Source organism: Vibrio tritonius (assembly GCF_001547935.1).
Lineage (GTDB): Bacteria > Pseudomonadota > Gammaproteobacteria > Enterobacterales > Vibrionaceae > Vibrio > Vibrio tritonius.
This window is the reverse complement of sequence record NZ_AP014636.1, coordinates 1,187,533-1,204,836: the sequence shown is the minus strand read 5'-3', so window position 1 is coordinate 1,204,836 and position 17,304 is coordinate 1,187,533. Positions and strand designations below refer to the sequence as shown.

The 17,304-nt window shown below is 43.2% G+C and carries 15 protein-coding genes; 10 read left to right on the top strand and 5 right to left on the bottom strand.

Features of this window, described 5'->3' with window-relative positions:
- Positions 1-49 precede the first annotated feature (49 nt).
- The 3 genes from JCM16456_RS20670 to JCM16456_RS20660 all read left to right on the top strand — a co-directional run bounded on the left by JCM16456_RS20670 (position 50) and on the right by JCM16456_RS20660 (position 2,825).
- On the top strand, positions 50-1,447 hold the full coding sequence (locus JCM16456_RS20670) for an APC family permease (RefSeq protein WP_068718042.1): 1,398 nt from the start codon (positions 50-52) through the stop codon (positions 1,445-1,447).
- Positions 1,448-1,604: 157 nt separating this feature from the next.
- Positions 1,605-2,207 (top strand): histidine phosphatase family protein, encoded by a 603-nt coding sequence (locus JCM16456_RS20665; protein WP_068718041.1) that lies wholly within the window; start codon positions 1,605-1,607, stop codon positions 2,205-2,207.
- Positions 2,208-2,243: 36 nt separating this feature from the next.
- Complete coding sequence (locus JCM16456_RS20660) at positions 2,244-2,825, top strand: HD domain-containing protein (RefSeq protein WP_068719086.1); 582 nt, start codon at positions 2,244-2,246, stop codon at positions 2,823-2,825.
- A gap of 4 nt (positions 2,826-2,829) precedes the next feature.
- Here JCM16456_RS20660 and JCM16456_RS20655 read toward each other — a convergent pair whose 3' ends face one another.
- Positions 2,830-3,729, bottom strand: a complete 900-nt coding sequence (locus JCM16456_RS20655) for a LysR family transcriptional regulator (RefSeq protein WP_162266558.1) — start codon at positions 3,727-3,729, stop codon at positions 2,830-2,832.
- Positions 3,730-4,055: 326 nt separating this feature from the next.
- Between JCM16456_RS20655 and JCM16456_RS20650 the strand changes: the two genes are divergently transcribed.
- Positions 4,056-5,279: an MFS transporter gene (locus JCM16456_RS20650; protein ID WP_068718038.1), complete on the top strand. Its 1,224-nt coding sequence runs from the start codon at positions 4,056-4,058 to the stop codon at positions 5,277-5,279.
- A gap of 237 nt (positions 5,280-5,516) precedes the next feature.
- Here JCM16456_RS20650 and JCM16456_RS20645 read toward each other — a convergent pair whose 3' ends face one another.
- A complete protein-coding gene (locus tag JCM16456_RS20645) occupies positions 5,517-6,629 on the bottom strand; it encodes an iron-containing alcohol dehydrogenase family protein (RefSeq protein WP_068718037.1) in 1,113 nt (370 codons plus the stop codon).
- Positions 6,630-7,175: 546 nt separating this feature from the next.
- Between JCM16456_RS20645 and JCM16456_RS20640 the strand changes: the two genes are divergently transcribed.
- Positions 7,176-7,379 (top strand): hypothetical protein, encoded by a 204-nt coding sequence (locus JCM16456_RS20640; protein WP_068718036.1) that lies wholly within the window; start codon positions 7,176-7,178, stop codon positions 7,377-7,379.
- 34 nt (positions 7,380-7,413) lie between these two features.
- Here JCM16456_RS20640 and JCM16456_RS20635 read toward each other — a convergent pair whose 3' ends face one another.
- Positions 7,414-9,336, bottom strand: a complete 1,923-nt coding sequence (locus JCM16456_RS20635) for a RecQ family ATP-dependent DNA helicase (protein ID WP_068718035.1) — start codon at positions 9,334-9,336, stop codon at positions 7,414-7,416.
- Between the two features lie 204 nt (positions 9,337-9,540).
- On the opposite strand from JCM16456_RS20635, the gene JCM16456_RS20630 reads away from it, so the two are divergent.
- The 4 genes from JCM16456_RS20630 (at position 9,541) to JCM16456_RS20615 (ending at position 13,251) form a co-directional block, all read left to right on the top strand.
- Positions 9,541-10,620, top strand: a complete 1,080-nt coding sequence (locus JCM16456_RS20630; RefSeq protein ID WP_068718031.1) for a PTS transporter subunit IIC — start codon at positions 9,541-9,543, stop codon at positions 10,618-10,620.
- A 130-nt stretch (positions 10,621-10,750) separates the two neighbouring features.
- Positions 10,751-11,863 carry a hypothetical protein gene (locus JCM16456_RS20625; protein ID WP_068718029.1) on the top strand — a complete coding sequence of 371 codons (1,113 nt, stop codon included), beginning with the start codon at positions 10,751-10,753 and terminating at the stop codon, positions 11,861-11,863.
- 83 nt (positions 11,864-11,946) lie between these two features.
- Positions 11,947-12,144 (top strand): hypothetical protein, encoded by a 198-nt coding sequence (locus JCM16456_RS20620; protein WP_068718027.1) that lies wholly within the window; start codon positions 11,947-11,949, stop codon positions 12,142-12,144.
- Positions 12,145-12,447: 303 nt separating this feature from the next.
- Positions 12,448-13,251 (top strand): DODA-type extradiol aromatic ring-opening family dioxygenase, encoded by an 804-nt coding sequence (locus tag JCM16456_RS20615; RefSeq protein ID WP_068718025.1) that lies wholly within the window; start codon positions 12,448-12,450, stop codon positions 13,249-13,251.
- Positions 13,252-13,335: 84 nt separating this feature from the next.
- Here JCM16456_RS20615 and JCM16456_RS20610 read toward each other — a convergent pair whose 3' ends face one another.
- A complete protein-coding gene (locus tag JCM16456_RS20610) occupies positions 13,336-14,013 on the bottom strand; it encodes a tRNA (adenine(22)-N(1))-methyltransferase (RefSeq protein WP_068719084.1) in 678 nt (225 codons plus the stop codon).
- 590 nt (positions 14,014-14,603) lie between these two features.
- Here JCM16456_RS20610 and JCM16456_RS20605 point away from each other — a divergent pair.
- A complete protein-coding gene (locus JCM16456_RS20605; protein WP_068718024.1) occupies positions 14,604-16,046 on the top strand; it encodes a carbohydrate porin in 1,443 nt (480 codons plus the stop codon).
- 261 nt (positions 16,047-16,307) lie between these two features.
- Here JCM16456_RS20605 and JCM16456_RS20600 read toward each other — a convergent pair whose 3' ends face one another.
- Positions 16,308-17,033, bottom strand: a complete 726-nt coding sequence (locus tag JCM16456_RS20600; RefSeq protein WP_068718023.1) for a helix-turn-helix domain-containing protein — start codon at positions 17,031-17,033, stop codon at positions 16,308-16,310.
- Positions 17,034-17,304: the final 271 nt, after the last annotated feature.

Sequence of the window (17,304 nt, the reverse complement as noted above, 5' to 3'; positions counted from 1 at the left end):
CAAAACATAGGCCTAAAGCAGGGCGGTTTGTTACAAAAGGATGCGTAACATGAATAAAGCTTTCTCGTCAGCCAAGCTGACTATGTTTGAAGTAAGCCCCAGCAAAACTCCAAGCAAAATGGGGATATTCACCATGATGGGGATCTGCATTGGTCTGGTGATTGTGCAAGGTGCGATGATTTCCGCTATTCAAGGCATTGGTCTTGGTGGTTTGGGGTTTATCGCGGCATTGATCTGCGCATTTGTCTTAGCGCAGTTTAATGCGATGAGTTTTGCTGAACTCTCTTTGATGTTTCCTCAAGAGGGAACCTTAGCCACCTACACCAAAAAGGCGATTGGTCATTTCCCTGCGATTGTTTCTGTGTTCGCAGGTTACGTTATGGTGGCGGTGTTGGCTCTGCCTGTGGAAATGATTCTGGTCGATGCCATGCTGGATAAATTGATGCCTGGGGTTTTTCCCGCCAAAGTGGTGCCTTTGGTGATATTGGGTGTGCTGTGTGTGACCAATCTTATTGGCGCGAATGTGTTTGCTAAAGTGCAAAACTCATTGGCTTTTATCTTAGTCGCCGCATTGGTGTTGGTTGGCATTTGCGCAGTGACTGGGGTGAGCGAACCTCATCCTCATCTTACCGGGGAGACGGTGACTTGGAGTTTTGATGGGATCGCCGATGGTAGCTTTATTGGTCTCATCGCGTTAGCCATGTGGCTAATGGTAGGGGTGGAATTTATCTGTCCGATGGTCAATGAAGTTAAATCCCCAATGAAGAACATTCCACGGGCGATGCACTGGTCATTGTTGCTTATCTTTCTGATCTTTTTGGCTTTCTCTTATGGTGCAAGCCAATATCTCAATGTTCATGAACTGGTCGATGGTTCTATTCCTTATCTTGATTATGTTCATGCCGTGTTCGGTAAAGCGGGACTTGCGATAGCCACCCTGATGGGCTTAGCCGCAACGTGCAGTACGGTGAATACCATCTTAGCGTCTATTCCGAAAATGATGCATGGTATGGCAGAAGAGAAGCAGGCATTCCCCATCTTTAAAGCCGTCAACCGATTTAACGCACCTTGGGTAGGTATTGTTACCATCGCCGTATGCACATCAATCCCGTTCCTTTTGGTCGATATGGACTCACTGATTGTCTTGGTTATCGCGGCGACAACCAGTTGGCTATTGGCTTACATCATCGCTCACATTGATGTGATGGTATTGCGCAGTCGCTTACCTGAACAACATCGTCCTTATCGCACGCCATTTTATCCAATACCACAAATCGTTGGCATTATTGCTATGGCGTATGTCGCCCTGAACAATTCGCCATCTTCTGAAATGACTCATCTGGTGTTTGCGATTACAGGCGGTATCTTAGCGTTAATTAGCGCGATCACTGTCGTGTGGGTGAAGTTTTACATGAAGCGCGGGCTGTTCACGCCTGATATGGATTAAGTGTTGTTGTGATAAAGCATTGATAGAGAATAAGCGATAGACAACAAGCCCGCTTCATGCGGGTTTGTTGTCTAAAACGGAGATGAGTTTGGCTTGCGATTGCTGTTACACAAGGTGTCAGGTAACATAAAGATCCTCACACCTAGCAGGTAAGCAGATGAATAAACGTATATTTATACTTAGGCACGGGCAAACGGTATTTAACTCACAACGTAAACTGCAAGGTCATTGCGATTCGCCATTAACACCTCATGGCATTACTCAAGTTGAAGACGTGAGCGCCACCCTAAAAAACTTTCTTTCCCCCGATCAATTCTATGTTTATGCCAGTCCACTCGGACGAACCATTCAAACCGCGCAAATCGTTTGTGATGCATTAGAAATTCCCTATTCAGCCATTATCCAAGAACCGCGAATCAAAGAGTATTTCTTGGGGGATTGGGAGCAGCAATCCATTCACAGCTTAACTGAGCGTTATCCTGAATTCTTACAACAACGTGATTGGTTGGTAAAAACGCCTAACGGTGAAACGTTAGCGGATGTGCAGCAGCGTCTGACCTCTTGGCTCGAGGAGTTACCAACTGATAAAGATATCGTGGTGGTGAGTCATGGTTTAACCGGATTAACGCTGCGTGCGATGCTGGCCAATTTAAGTTATGACGAGATGTGGCGCCAAGAGATACCGCAAGATGCTTTCTTTATGGTGCAAAACGGTACACTCACTCGTGTCGATTGCTTTAGCGATGATGCGCTTAATTAAGTGAACTTTTCACTATTACTCTAAAGGAATATGAAGTTGAACGAAGTAGCCCAAGTATTGGATTTCATGGTTGAAATTGAAAAGCTGAAAGGAGTTATCCGCAAAACTAAACCGGTAGGATTGGATCGCTACGAAAATTCAGCAGAACACAGTTGGCATGTTTGCCTGAGTGCTTTGATGCTTCATCACTATGCCGACGAACCTGTCGCGATTGATCGCGTTATCAAAATGCTGTTGATTCACGATTTGGGTGAAATTGATGCAGGGGATACCATCATTTATGCCAGTGAAACCGATGAACAAAAAAGCCAAGAGTACCTTGGAATAAAACGGGTTTTGGCTCTATTACCAAACAATGTGGCGGAAGGTTTTCTTGAATTGTGGCAAGAGTTTGAAGCAGGAGAGACGCCCGATGCAAAATTTGCTAAAGCCGTTGATAGAATACCGCCGTTATTGCATAACCTCCATGGCGATGGACACAGCTGGAAAAAGCACAATGTCACGAAAGAAAAAATCCTCGCTTTTAATGGCGCCCGCATCGGCACTGCCAGTCAATCCATTTGGCAAGCGTTAGAAGCTCAGCTACTGCAAGGGTTTGATGAAGGGATTTTGGAGTAATTAGTTAGATAACCACTGGAGACGGTGTTATTTTGTCGAGCATAAAATGAATTAAGGTATCGATGGCTGGCGTAACGGGATTCATTGGCGGGCGCAAGATGTTAATTGGCTGTGGAGCTATTTCGTAGTCTGGCAAAATACGAATTAGCCGGCCTTGCTCGATATCCTCTGCCAATATTACTGTCGAGTGGACCGCAATTCCCAAGCCATTTAATGCAGATTGGCGAATCGACTCTCCTGTATTACTCAAAAGGCGTGGCGTGATTCGAACTTTATGTATTTGCTTATTTTTCTCAAATAGCCAGTATTGGTGAGCATGCCATTGTGAAAAAGAGATGCAGTTGTGCTCACCGAGCTCTTCAGGGGTTTGTGGCTGACCACAATCCTCTAAATACTGGGGTGATGCGACTATGGTTTGTTGGTATGGGGGGAGTTTATAAGCAACTAAACCATCGTCGACAATTTGCCCGACACGTACCGCAATTTGAATATTTTCTTCAATGAGATCAACTCGCCTATCACAGAGCATTAAATCAATATTTACATTAGGGTATTGCAGCAGAAACTGTGCAAGTACTGGGCTTAGAATCTTATTACCAAATGCAACTGGCGAACTCATACGAATATTACCGACCACGTCTCCGTTGAGCTGGTGTATCTCATCTTGCGCCTGCTTTTTAATCGCCAACATCTCAACACAGTAGCGGTAATACCGTTCACCAGCGATGGTCAACCCCTGTTTACGTGTAGTGCGATGTAGCAGTTTACAGCCGAGGTAATGCTCCAACTCTCGAATCTCGCGGGCCAACATACTGGGGGTAATATCAAGGGTATTCGCCGCGTTGGTGAAGTTGCCTTTCTCAACAGCTAATGTGAACGCTTCTACCGATTTTATAAAATTCATGGTGCTATCCAGTTCATTGCGACCTCCTCCTTGATGTTTAAGTTGCTTTGCAGGAAAAGCGTTACTAAACAAAAAGGTAACAGCACCATTCTTTCTCAAATTCTCCGTTCTAGCAACGAAAAAAACTGTGAACATATTGTACTAAGTTTCAGGATTTATCGGTTATTTATCGTCTATCAGACTTCTCTTACACTGATTTACTTCGTTATGGGTCAATAGGTTACGTTATTAAACTCAGTCCAAACCGTATTGGCCATAGGCTTACTAGTGAGTAAACCGCTACACCATAGTTTGTATATGCATGATTAGGCTTTAAGGAACGTTATATGAGTAGTCACTGGTCATTATTCAAAAACCGCAATTTTGGATTGTTTTTCGCCTCAGATGTTCTGTCTGGGTTTGGGGTGGGGATGGCAACCATTGGTGCCAACTGGTTTGTATTGATGAAAACCGGCGCCAGTGCCAACGTGGGCTTCATGCTGGCAGTCAATGTCATTGCTGGTTTTGTTGCGTCTCTTGTCTCTGGTGTGCTTACTGATCGCGTTTCTCGGCAGCGTCTTATTTTCCTCACTCACGCGTTACGAGCCATCGGTATGGGATTGGTTTTGGCGGCATTGTGGCTAGATGAGTTTCGCATGGGTTACCTGTATGTGTTTGCGGTCGTAAATGGTATCGGCTGGACTGTTTATATGGCTGCATCTCGCAGCTTTCTTCAGGAGTTATTGGACGAGAAGCGCTACGTATCCGGTAATTCGTTACTGGAAATTAGCCTGCAAGTTGGAATGTTTTTGGCCGCTGGCGTTTCGGGTTTTTTATATAGAGTGTTTAGCTTTAACAGCATCTTATTGGTCAATGTTTTAATGTTTGTGCTCAGTGCCTTGGTGATTGCCTTGATTAGTCATAAAGGCGATATCACGACCACGAATAAGGAAAACTATTGGGCCTCACTGCAGGGCGGTTTGGCATTTCTTTATCACCATAAAGAGATTTTTACACTGGGCGTCATTTCGATTGTACCGCTGATTGTCACTATGGTTTATAACGTCGTCTTGCCAGATTATGTTAATACAACCTTGGCGCGAGATAGCGTAGCATTTGGTTTTGCCGATATGAGCTATGGTATTGGTGGGTTGGTTTCTGGTATCGCGTTGACTGCGATGGCAAGTAAAGTGCGTAGCGAGCGCATGATTGGACTGCTGTTTTTGTTAGCAGCAATAGACCTGTTTCTTTTGGCGCATAATCACCAGGTAGTTAACCTTTATTTATGCAGCCTAATCTTAGGCTTATCTAACTCTTCACTGCGAATCTTAATGAATTCATTACTCATGAACTTAGTGTCAAAGCAGTACATGGGACGTGCCATGTCCGTGTGGCTGGGGATCTCATTAATTTGTCAATGCGGTTTCTCGTTATCGGTCAGCCACTTCATTGATCAGCGTGGCGCCAAGTTTGGCATTTTGGTGATGACAAGCATGATGGTATTCGGTTTGGTGCTCTTTATTACCCAGCAAGTAGTGACACATAAAAAGGTTAACAGGCTGTTAGAATGAGTGCCTCTTCAACCACTGTGATGCAATACCAAGATTGGTATAATTCGAGGACTTAACTTTGTAAGTGACAAAGGGAGCTTCGACAAAGATGCTCCCTTTGGTTGCTATTTACATCAATCAGTTCTCCGTAGTGCTCTGATTTGATTGACGTGATTTAGTGATTATTTGAAATCCCCAATCCAGCCCGACCAATACTGTTCCAAGTAACAGGTAAGAGATAGCTCGAATTAACGGAGATTATAGCCTTTGTTGACCGATTTTATCGGCCGCCAAAATAGCTTCAATAAAGCGCTCTTTACTTGGAGTGCCTGGGCAAGATTGCCATTCAATCACTGAAGCGGCTTTGTCTGCAACGATAGGTAAGTCGGCTGCGGTCATGCCGATTTCGGCCATGGTGATCGGTAATCCTAGCGCTTTATTGAAAGCGAGGATGCGATCAAATTCTGTGTCATTGTTGTCGTATTTGAGTAGGCAAAGCACTCCAAAGGCAACGATTTCACCATGCAAATGGGATTCACACGCTGGGAGCAATGAGCTTCCGTAGTAAACGCAGTGCGCCAGTGAGCTGTTGTAGTAATACTGATCTTTAGGCGCAATATCTTCGCTGATATGAACTGCACAGTTAGAGACGATGCCCGTTAGCATCACTATGGTTAAGACCACTTCTTCAAGCTCGGTAGAGGCTCGTTTGTGTCGGCAATCTTCCAGTGCTTTTTGTCCATGTTTGAGTAGCGGGTCGGTACAGGTTTTAGCTATGCCTAAGCCCAATGCTGGTAGGTGAGTTAGGGTTTTATCACGACAGCAATATTCCACTTCATACTCTTTACTAAGAGCGTCGCCGATACCTGCCCAGAACATCTCTACGGGAGATTCGGCAATCACTTTTGTGTTAATAAAGGTGTGCAATGGTGGGTGGCTTTGGTAGAAGTATTCTGCAAACGAACCATCTTGGTGGTACATCACGCTAAGTGACGTGCATGCTGCGCAGTTAGAAGCCAAGGTTGGGAAGGTGAAGACCGGTTTACCGGTTAATGCGCCTAATGTTTTGACCGTGTCACAAGCGCGACCGCCACCGACCGCAAACAGCATGTGTGCTTCTTGAACTTTAGGGTTGGCTTGTAGCTGGTGGACGTTATCCATGGTGGCGTCGCCGCCATACCAAAGAAAATCGAGTAACAGGGTGTCTGAGTTTTCAATGGCATTAAGTAGTGCTGGTTTGGCTTTCTCCATTGCTGTTTTGCCACCAATTACCACGGCTTTGCAGCCGTAAGGCGCCGTCATGGCGCCAACTTTTTGATAGGCATCTTCACCAACGGTGTAATTGGGCAGATAGATGGTTTGATTTGACATGAAATGATCCTTTTCCCGTTTTTATTTTTATCTCCTTGCAACCATCACTCGTAGCAAACGACATGCTATTGGCTGATAAGATGATGCGTTGGAGTATCCCTGTCTTTTATGTGTTGCTAGGCATATCTCACACTACCTTGTTCTTATGCAAATGAAAAGAACTGTGGCATAAAATGACCATCATAACTATATGATTATTAATAGTTATTGTGTTGAAGGTGATGCGGAGGGTTAGCCTGCTTTGGGCGTCTTTTACAGGACTAAAATCTGCTTATGTTGAAAACGCCATTCAAAATTACAAAAAGAGCGCTATTTATAAAACAAAGTCAGGTTTACTCACTTAAACTTAATTAGGGATGTATGTGGTTGTTTATAAGTCAATTAAGCGTACTGCGTCCGGTATTATCCATATTTTACTCAATAGAGGCTATCTGATGGAGCCAAAATTTCACAGTTTGACTATCCTAAGAAGAGAGCTGAATGACTTTGATGTTCGTACAAGGAATAGGAAAGTGATTTAGATGTAAAAGCCGAGGAGATGCCACCATGAAAGCATTAGAACGAGATATCGTAGTGAAGTTAGCAGATCAATCCCGCCGCTTTGTTGTTATGGAAGAGTGCACCGAAGGATATCGCTGTTTACCAGTCGACTCCGATGGAGAAATTATCTATAACAGTGGCGATTACTATTTTGATGCTTACGACGTGGTGTTTGAATCTCAGCTCGACCAAAATAACAACGAAAAATAAAAGGGAGGAGGTCGCCTCCCTTCACATATTGAGGCTACTGTGGTTCGTTTAGCAGCGCTTTAAGCTGTTGGCGAACCGTGGCAAAAGGGTAGTGCTCGAGCTGCCCGAAACCTTCCATTTTGCTTGCTTTAAGTTTCGTTGTGAGTGGCGTAGCGATACCGCATAAAAAACGACTTAGAGCAGCGCTAGTCAGTGGTTCGGAGCTTGCTTGTTGGAATGGAGAAATCCAATGTTGCAGCTGATCTGGGTTGAGTGGGGTAAGCGTGCGTCCCGATAGGTGAGCAACGTGGCCCGCACAAACAGAGCAGTGCTGGCAATGCTCCGGCGCATTATGATCGGCGAAGTAAGCAGCAAGCCGATGACTCAAACATTGTGAACTCTCAAAGAAAGCAATCATCTCTTTGATGCGATGGATTTCACCTTGCTCTTTCTGGGCGAATAACTGGTAGAGATGCTCCACTAAAGGCGTTTTGTCCTGAGGCTTTTGCAGCACTTTATAGACATCCGTTACTAATTTGCTTTCGAGATCAATCCAACCTTGTTCATGGAAATAATCGACAGCCGCAATAACACGTTGGCGGTCGGCTTGATAGGTCATCCAGAGCGCATCAAAATCGATGCTGTACCACGTTTTTGCAGCAATCGAACAAGCAAAAATGGCGTTAACAAAGGTTTGTCGTTCACCTTGAAAATGAGCCACTATCTCATTGATTGGTTTGAGTAGTTTGAATCGGTAACTCGCAAAATAGGTGTACTGCGCTTCAATGATTTGATTGAGTTCAAGATAAACCAGTAGGGTTTTTAATGGCAGTTGACGAATATTGGTGTCGTTTGACAGACGGGAAACCATGACCTCCCACTGACCATTGGCGGCGGTGATATCGTCGATGACATGAGCAATAGCCGATTTATCAGGTGTATCGCCGTAGACAAAGTTTTCTAACACATTCAGATTGTCGGTATTGGCGAGTATGGTGCAGTTTGATGGCTGTCCATCCCGACCAGCACGGCCGATCTCTTGTGAGTAGTTTTCAATGGATTTTGGCATGTCATAGTGAATGACCTGCCGAATATCCGATTTATCAATACCCATGCCAAAGGCAATGGTTGCCACGATGCAGGTTGATTGACCGAGCATAAATTGCTGCTGAATGGCTTCACGACGCTCATGACCTAACCCTGCATGATATGCGGTAGCTACGATCCCTTGTTGAGTTAGGCGTTCGGCGATCTCTTCTGCGGTTTTTTGTAGTGTGACATACACAATGGTTGGTGCTTGGGGTGCGGTTTCTATTTGCTGTTGTAAACGCGCAAATTTCTCATCTTCACGACAAGGTAGGACATTCAAATGCAGGTTGGGACGATAAAAGCCAGTGACCGTAATGTTGCTTTGCTCGATACCAAATTTGCTGCCCATGTCGGCGATGACTTGTGGCGTTGCCGTTGCGGTTAGTAACAAGACTTGGGGAATATTAAGCTGTTCGCGATAGTGGGGTAACTTGAGGTAGTCAGGGCGAAAATTATGTCCCCACTCCGAAATACAGTGGGCTTCATCGACCACGAGCATAGAAATAGGCACTTGAGAAATGAACTGGCGAAAGCGTTCATTTTTGAGCCGCTCCACCGAAATCATCAATATTTTTAGTTGGCCATTGCGCGCTTGCTGCATGACCTGCTGTGTGGTTTGGCGATCTTGCGTGGAATCGATACTGGCAGCAGCGATGCCTTTGCTATGTAAAAACTCCAATTGATCTTTCATGAGCGCCAACAGAGGCGATATGACCAATGTGAGATGAGGTAAGTGTAATGCGGGCAGTTGATAACAAAGCGACTTACCTGAACCGGTTGGAAAAATAGCAGCGGCAGATTGACCATTAAGGACATGATTAATGACCTCTTCTTGGCCTAGGCGAAGAGAATCAAATCCAAAATGTGTTTTCAGTGTGTGCAGAATCATAGCAATCCCTAACGAAAAATATCACCGCTAGACCATACTCGAAAATGCGTTGTGATGCCAATTTGAGAAAAAATGCCTTTCTTCACACATTTTTTCTGTTCTTGTTTATAACATTATGTTACAAACGCATTGTTAATAACATAATGTTACTAACTTGATTGCCTATTCTAGCTAGGATTATTTTATTTGTATTGGGAGTTATCAATGCAGGAGAACAAGGAAACTGTGTCTCGCTTTAATCAATTTCTCATTAAGAAAGAGATCGAATTTTCAATAAAAAGATACGCTATCGATGCTTTAGGCGCGATGGCTCATGGTCTATTTGCCTCACTATTGATTGGCACCATCATGAAAACGATAGGGGCTAAGTTAGGGATTGAAATTTTAGTGACCGTAGGTGGCTATGCGGCTGCGGCTACAGGGCCAGCGATGGCGGTTGCTATTGGGTATGCATTGAAAGCGCCACCATTGGTGCTCTTTTCTCTAGTGGCAGTTGGTGGCGCTGCAAATGCTCTTGGGGGGGCGGGCGGCCCATTGGCGGTATTGCTTATAACGATTGGGGCGGCAGAAGCAGGAAAACTGATTTCACGCGAAACCAAAGTCGATATCATCGCCACGCCTTTTGTGACCATTTTTGTCGGCGCGATATTAGCATTGTTATTGGCTCCTTCGATTGGCCAAGCTGCGAGTTCGGTTGGTGGCCTCATTATGTGGGCGACAGAGCTGCAGCCTATATTGATGGGCATTATAGTGTCCGTCATCATCGGGATTGCTCTTACGTTACCTATCAGTAGTGCAGCGATTTGTGCTGCGTTAGGCATTACTGGTTTGGCTGGTGGTGCGGCGTTGGCTGGATGCTGTGCGCAGATGGTCGGTTTCGCTGTTATCAGCTACCGTGAGAATGGTTGGGGCGGTGTTGTTTCTCAAGGTGTTGGTACCTCGATGCTGCAAATGTCTAATATCGTGAAAAACCCGAGAATATGGATTGCTCCGATTGTCGCTTCCGCTGTCACAGGCCCGTTAGCTACCACATTATTCCAGCTCAAGATGAATGGACCTGCGGTTGCCTCAGGGATGGGAACGTGCGGTTTTGTCGGGCCAATTGGGGTTTATTCCGGTTGGCTTGCCGATATTGCTTCTGGACAAAAAGAGGCCATTACTCAAATGGATTGGATCTCTTTAGGGCTAGTGTGCTTTGTGTTACCCGCTATTATTGCCTTGTTAGTGAATCACGGCTTGAAGAAAATAGGCTGGGTTAAGCCTGGTGATATGAAGTTAGATTAGGCTTCATGAATGGTATAGCCCGCTTTTACGCGGGCTTTTTGTTGGAGCCTGCCAATAAAATCCTTTGCATAAATACCTTAGCAATTGCACTATCTTTAAGGTCACCTCATGGGTAGCAGAAGGTAGCAAAATGAAAACGGTATATGTGTTAGGAGCGGGTTTTTCTGCAGAAGCTGGCGCTCCCACTCAAAAGAAAATCATTTCGGAAGCCTTTCGTTTACAGGCTCAAAGCCATGATCATTTCCGCGATCAACGTATGTTTATGCTCTTTAAAGAGTTTTTAACTAGCCAACTGAACATTCATGACAACAATCACAAATACGTTGATCTGGAAGATGTGTTTACACCGCTTGATCGATGTTTGTCGGAAAATTCCCAGTTTCGCGGTATTAGTATTAAGCAGCTGTCCGATGTTCGTAAAGCGGCCTTTTATGTTATTGGTCAAACCATTCAATCGGTTATAAGTGAAGCGCCTCCCATTGCTCGGCAGTACATTGATGATTTTGCCGAATATTTGGTGAACGCATGTGAAATTCGTGCTCATAATCAGTATCGATTTGCAGACCCAGTCAGCGTGATCAGCACCAATTGGGACGCTTTGTTGGATAATGCGCTTTATCAGGCGATACAACAAAAGCAGTGCGATGGTGTCGTTGATTACTGCTGCTACATCAGTGCTCATGACGATGACGATTCATCGCTCAAACCGGGGTTAGAGGTGCTGGGACGCGGTGGCTTCAATATTAAAATACTCAAACCCCATGGTTCTTTGAATTGGAAGCAATGTCCACGTTGTATGCGTCTATATGCCAAATTTACCCATGATGATCTCAGCAGTTATTGGCAAAACATAGAGTCGTGCCGTCATTGTGATGATAATTTCCCGGAAGAACGGGGTAACCATAAGCTGTTTGCCAATTTGATTATGCCAACCTTCATTAAGGATTTGAATAATCCACAATATAAGGTGATTTGGCAAAATGCGGGCATAGAGATAGCAGAAGCTAGCGAATTGGTCTTTATTGGCTACTCTTTACCAAGTGCAGATTTTGAAATGAGGCAGTTGCTATCTCGAATGACTCGTAAAAATGCCAAAATACGAGTTGTTGACTTTGCTACAGATGAACAAAAGAGAAATGTGATCCAGACCCGATGGAATCAGTTCTTTGGTGAAAGAGAAATTACGTATTATTTTGACGGTGCCACAAATTATATCGAAAATATGATCCATAATTGTTCTTAGCGTTGAACCAATACTTACGTATATATATGTAAGTATTGTTGTTCGTATTTCTTTGTTTCAACTAGCAAAGAGAAGAGGGCATAATGAAAAAAGTGGATAAAAAATGGTTTTCTTTTGATTGTTATGGCGCAGTTGTTTGGATGGGGTCAGTAGCTTACTTGTTGTTTTTATTAGATGAAACTCTTGATGGTGTTGTGGTTACTGCTCTAGCAGGTATGTCGCAAATGATATATTGGCAACTAGTAAAATTATTTAATAATCTATTTTCAATGAATAGGTAAAAACTTGTCTATGGCCTTTTGATTTTTATTTATAGAACAATGTGTGGTTATCAATCACATAATACTTGAGTGTGATTAAAATCCTATTTTATAAGTAATAAATGATTTTATCAATTTATTTGCGGTATTTTTGTGAACGAAAATGTTAATTAAGGCTTTGGTTATAAAGTAAGTAAAGTCTTGTTTTTAGAACAATAACGTCTAATATTTCGATGCTTATATTGGTTGTGTTATTAGGATAAATGGCGGTAGCATAAGTCCATACTTCAGAGGGCTATTCACCTCTCATTTAAGGATTTCACTATGACTCAAACACGTCAATATTTGTACCTATCGCACGGTGGTGGCCCAATGCCCTTATTGGGAGATGAAGCGCACCAAGAAATGGTCGATACACTACAAGCGATTGCGAAATCGATCCCCAAACCTGATGCTATTTTGGTAGTGAGCGCACACTGGGAAGAAAAGATCGTGACGATTACCTCAGGCGCTAATCCATCTCTTATTTATGATTATTATGGATTTCCTGAAGAGAGCTACAGTATTACTTATCCAGCTCCGGGCAATCCAGCCTTAGCCAAGCAGGTTCAAGAAAAGTTGAGCCAATTTGGTATCGATTCGAAGTTGGATGAAAAACGTGGTTATGACCATGGTTTATTTGTGCCGCTAAAAGTGATGTATCCAGATGCCGATATCCCTTGTATTCAAGTGTCCCAACTAAGTAATTTGGACCCGGTTAGCCATCTAGATTTAGGTGCTGCGTTACGAGAATTGGATTACGACAACTTGCTGGTGGTCGGTTCTGGTTTTTCGTTCCATAACATGAGAGCTTTCTTTGCCCCTGATACACCAGAGATTCGTGAAGCTAACCAAGCTTTTGAACATTGGCTGATTGATACTTGTACTAACCCGCAATTTAGTGAAGCGGATAGAACGCAGCGTATGGTTGAATGGGCGAAAGCGCCCGCGGCTCGTTTTTGCCAACCTCGTGAAGAACATTTACTGCCACTGCATGTTTGTTACGGTATGGCGCAAAAACCCGCTGAGCGTTTTTATGAACTGACGATTTTAGGCAAAAAAGCGAGCATGTATTACTGGAAAGAGTAGGCTTAATTGGTGAATTCAAAAAAGCACGATCGCCCTAAGGCCTCGTGCTTTTTTATTTTCTCACTGACTGAGAGATTCTTGTGATCACGTTAATTCAATGGCTTGGTAGGCCGCTAACGTATCCATTCCCAGTTGATTTTGACCTTGCGCGATACGTGAGTAATGCTGCCGTGTTTTCTCTAGATAGCGTTTAATCGATGCCCGTTGCTCTGGGGATTGAGCTTGCCAAATGTGCTTGCCAATGGGATGAATCTCTTCACCGTGTTCCCTTTGGTTTGAAACCAATAGCATTTCATAAAAGCGGTGATTCTCTTCAACTAAACGCTCTTCATGCAGGCTGAATCTTTTTTGAATAAGCGCTTGACGCAGTGCGTATTGGTGATGAACAGGACAGAGTAAATAGTCAAACGCCATATCGCTGTAACGTGTTTCTAAGGCCTCAATAAATTCCATCATTAAGTCACCGCCGACACCTGCAATTATGACTAAGTGACGTCCTGAAAATCGGTCTAGAGGTAGCTTTGCGACATCTAAACAGTGGGTATGCCAGCGGTGAGTATCATCACCGAAAAAATGCAACAGCCGATTATGCAGGCTAGTCATTAACTTTGGAACAATATCGACAAAATGCACGTTAGTGTGTAGATGCTTCTTCAGCAGTGCAGCGCCAAGAAAACCGTGGTCGCAGCAACAATCCCAAATATGGTCATAACGAGGGGCGATAAGTGCTTCAATTTGCTGCAGTCGTTTACTCAATTTCACGTAGGCGTTCACCTGTGGTTTATTTTGGAAAAGAAATGCTGAACGGGTTTTATTGCCGAGCATTGTACGGATTTTTACGTGAGAGTCGATATCAACTGATTTTCTTAGCCGGACACACACCGTAAAAATCGGTGATTTGGTTTTGAGGCAGTTTACTTTGTGTGTTATCTACTCTTATTACATGTGTGTCCCCCAAAGATAGATTCCACAATGAGGTTGTTAGATGATTATACAAATAGGATCATAGTCAATTTTATTCAATATTTTTTATGGTAGTAATGCTTAATTCATTCCATTAAAACTATCGAAAAAGAAATATATTTTAAAAATGAGCTTAATGTTGTGTTTATAAAAACTCATCATTATCTAACGTGATCGAACCAGTGTTTTAATTCTTTGATTATGATAAATATTTCTATGGTGTATAACATTTAAATATAAACAGAATAAAACCATTTTTATTGTTCAGAGCTAATGTACAGTGTTTAAATTTACGAGTCGAACTTTTGTTCTTACCTCCTTGCTTTGTAAATTCTGCCTGTTTGAATACTGATAAAGATGGAATCAGTGGATATATTCGGAGAGTTACGATGAAGAATAGAAAATTATTGCTTGCTTTATCTATTAGCTGTGCATTATTTCCATTACAGCAGGCTGCAGCAGCTGATAATCAAACCTTAGAACAACGAGTGAGCGAATTGGAGGCTCAGTTAAAAGCAACACAAGAAAAAGTAAATCAAAATGAACAAGTGGCCAAAGAGGCAAACGATAAAGCGTCAAGTTTTGAATTTCATGGCTACGCTCGTGCAGGTTTGAATATCAATCAAAACTTTCAAGGTGCGCATGGCGGCAGAAGTAACACAATTGGCCCACAAATGTCGATTGCTTCAGGCTTAGGTGCTTATTTTGGTCGTTTAGGTTTAGAAGATGACAACTATGTCGACTCTCGATTAACACACTATCAACAGGCAGAAGATGGTACAAAATCCATGTATCAAGTCATGCTATCGGCTGGTGATGAAACAGAAACCGACTGGGTAAGTGCAAGCTCTAGTAGCCTCAATGTGCGCCAACTCTATCTAGAAATGTCTGATATTGCAGCATTTAAAGACAGCGACGCCTTTGCTGGTTCGACACTTTGGGCTGGTAAACGTTATGACCGAGAAAACTTTGATATCGATTTTATCGATACACACGTTATCTTTTTAACTGGGACAGGTTTGGGTATCTACGATGTAAAAATGGGCGACAATTGGCGCTCAAACTTTTCTATTATTGGTAACCAATTTGATGCAGACAGTGGCACCAGTTATGACTTAGAGGGTTATACCTTTACTTGGAATAACTTAATCGATGATCACTGGGAAATAATGTTTAACGCCATTGCCGCAAACAAAAATGATCAACGAGCGTCACTCGATAGTGCGGTCAACCGTAATGATGTAGCCCAGTATGGTTTACATACCATGATTGGCTATAAAACCGATAGTTTTTATGGTCTGAAAGAGGGTTGGTCACGTACTGGTATGATGTATGGCCATGCAATGGGAGCGGAAACGAAAAATATTGGTCAAGATAACCATTTATTAAAAGATGCTAACTCGGTCCGTTTTTATACTGTTGGTGCTACACCAATATTTGATAATTGGCGTATCGCTCCATCATTATTGTCGGAATGGACAAAAGATCGTTACTTAAAAGGTGATGAATATAAATGGGCAGTGTTTAACGTTCGTTTAGCCCAAGAGTTTAATCCAAATTTTGAAATTGCGTATGAAGGTACTTATCAATATTTAGATTTGGATAACACATCCAAGCACATGAAAGGGAATGTGTATAAGGCAACATTTGCACCGACATTTAAAATTTCCAATGTTGCTGGATTCTTCGACCGTCCTCAGATTCGTTTCGCCGTCAGCTATATTAACTGGAGTGACAAGTTTGAAGGTTCATATTATATCAATGGTGTCGATTGCGGTATGGGTGAAAACAGTGAAACCGTGTTTGCCGTACAGATGGAGACCTGGTTTTAGTCACTAGGCCTATTCAATAATGTAAGCCGGACACACACCGAGTTAAGGTGTGTGTCCGGTTTACGCGTTTGTCGATAGTGCTGGGGAGAGATGTCCATCGACGGATTACCGGGGTATTCCCAGTAAATATGCACCTTGTTTAACTTACTGTTTTAGCGAAGAGCTTACGGTGTGTGTCCTGCTAAGGGAAGCTCTATTTAAGGTGTGTGTCCGGTTAAGGAAAGGAATCACAACTTACGGTGTGTGTCCGGTTAAGGGGGATCACAGCAGGTTGTCTACGACCAGCATATTGAGTTTGCTGGAGGCTTTGAGTTCGGCTTTGGTGAGAAGCAGGGCTTCTTTTAGTTTTTCTGAGTAAGTTTGTGGTGACAATGTCACAAATGATTTAATCGCGCATGGGCGCATGTCGGATGAGGAGATGCCGCACAAAAGTCCATAGGTGCTGTCACGCAGTTCAAGTGGGTTGAAAATATACAACAAACACTCTTCCAATGTGTTGTATTGGTTGATAAACGAGAAACGAATCAGTCGGTCGCTATAGGTTACACTGCCAATGTAGTAGATTTCGCTGCTGCGGCCATTGGGTGTCACGACACTGATGGTGAGAGTTGCGGTGTGTTGATTGCCTTCTTTATCAGGCAGGATTTTTATCACGCCGTCTTTAACGCGATTGTAGCGGCCATCATAGAAGTAAAAATAGAGCTGGTCGGCATTGTGAAAAGTGGTCAAATTGCTTTGGGGTTTGATTGTTTCAGCTAAACGTTCGACTTGATAATCAATTAATTGATTAGGAGTTATGTTTAGCGCGCTAGCCAATGTGAATAGCATTGGCATATCCAAAGAGATTTCTCCTGTTTCATATTTGGAGACAGTTGCGCGACTCTTATGAATACGTTCCGCTAGTTGAGCTATGGTGAGGCCTCGAGTTTTGCGATAAGCACGAATGCGACCGCCGATATGGCGATTAATATTGAGGTGTTCATCCATCGTAGATTGATATCCTTGTGTGATAACTACTCTATACCCAAGTAACCTCAAGATGCGAATACAGCTCGCCCCTTGAGGTCATTTGGGTATAAACCGTACGGTTCCAGTTAAAGGTTCGTATTACGGTCTATTTCCCTGTTTTATTTACGACTTTTTTCATACCAAGCGAAATTTAGCAAAATAGTGGGTTAAATTCTATTAATAGGAGAATTAACGACATAAAAGTTTCGTTTAAAGAAACTTATGCCGTTTGGAGAAACTGAGCACCGAT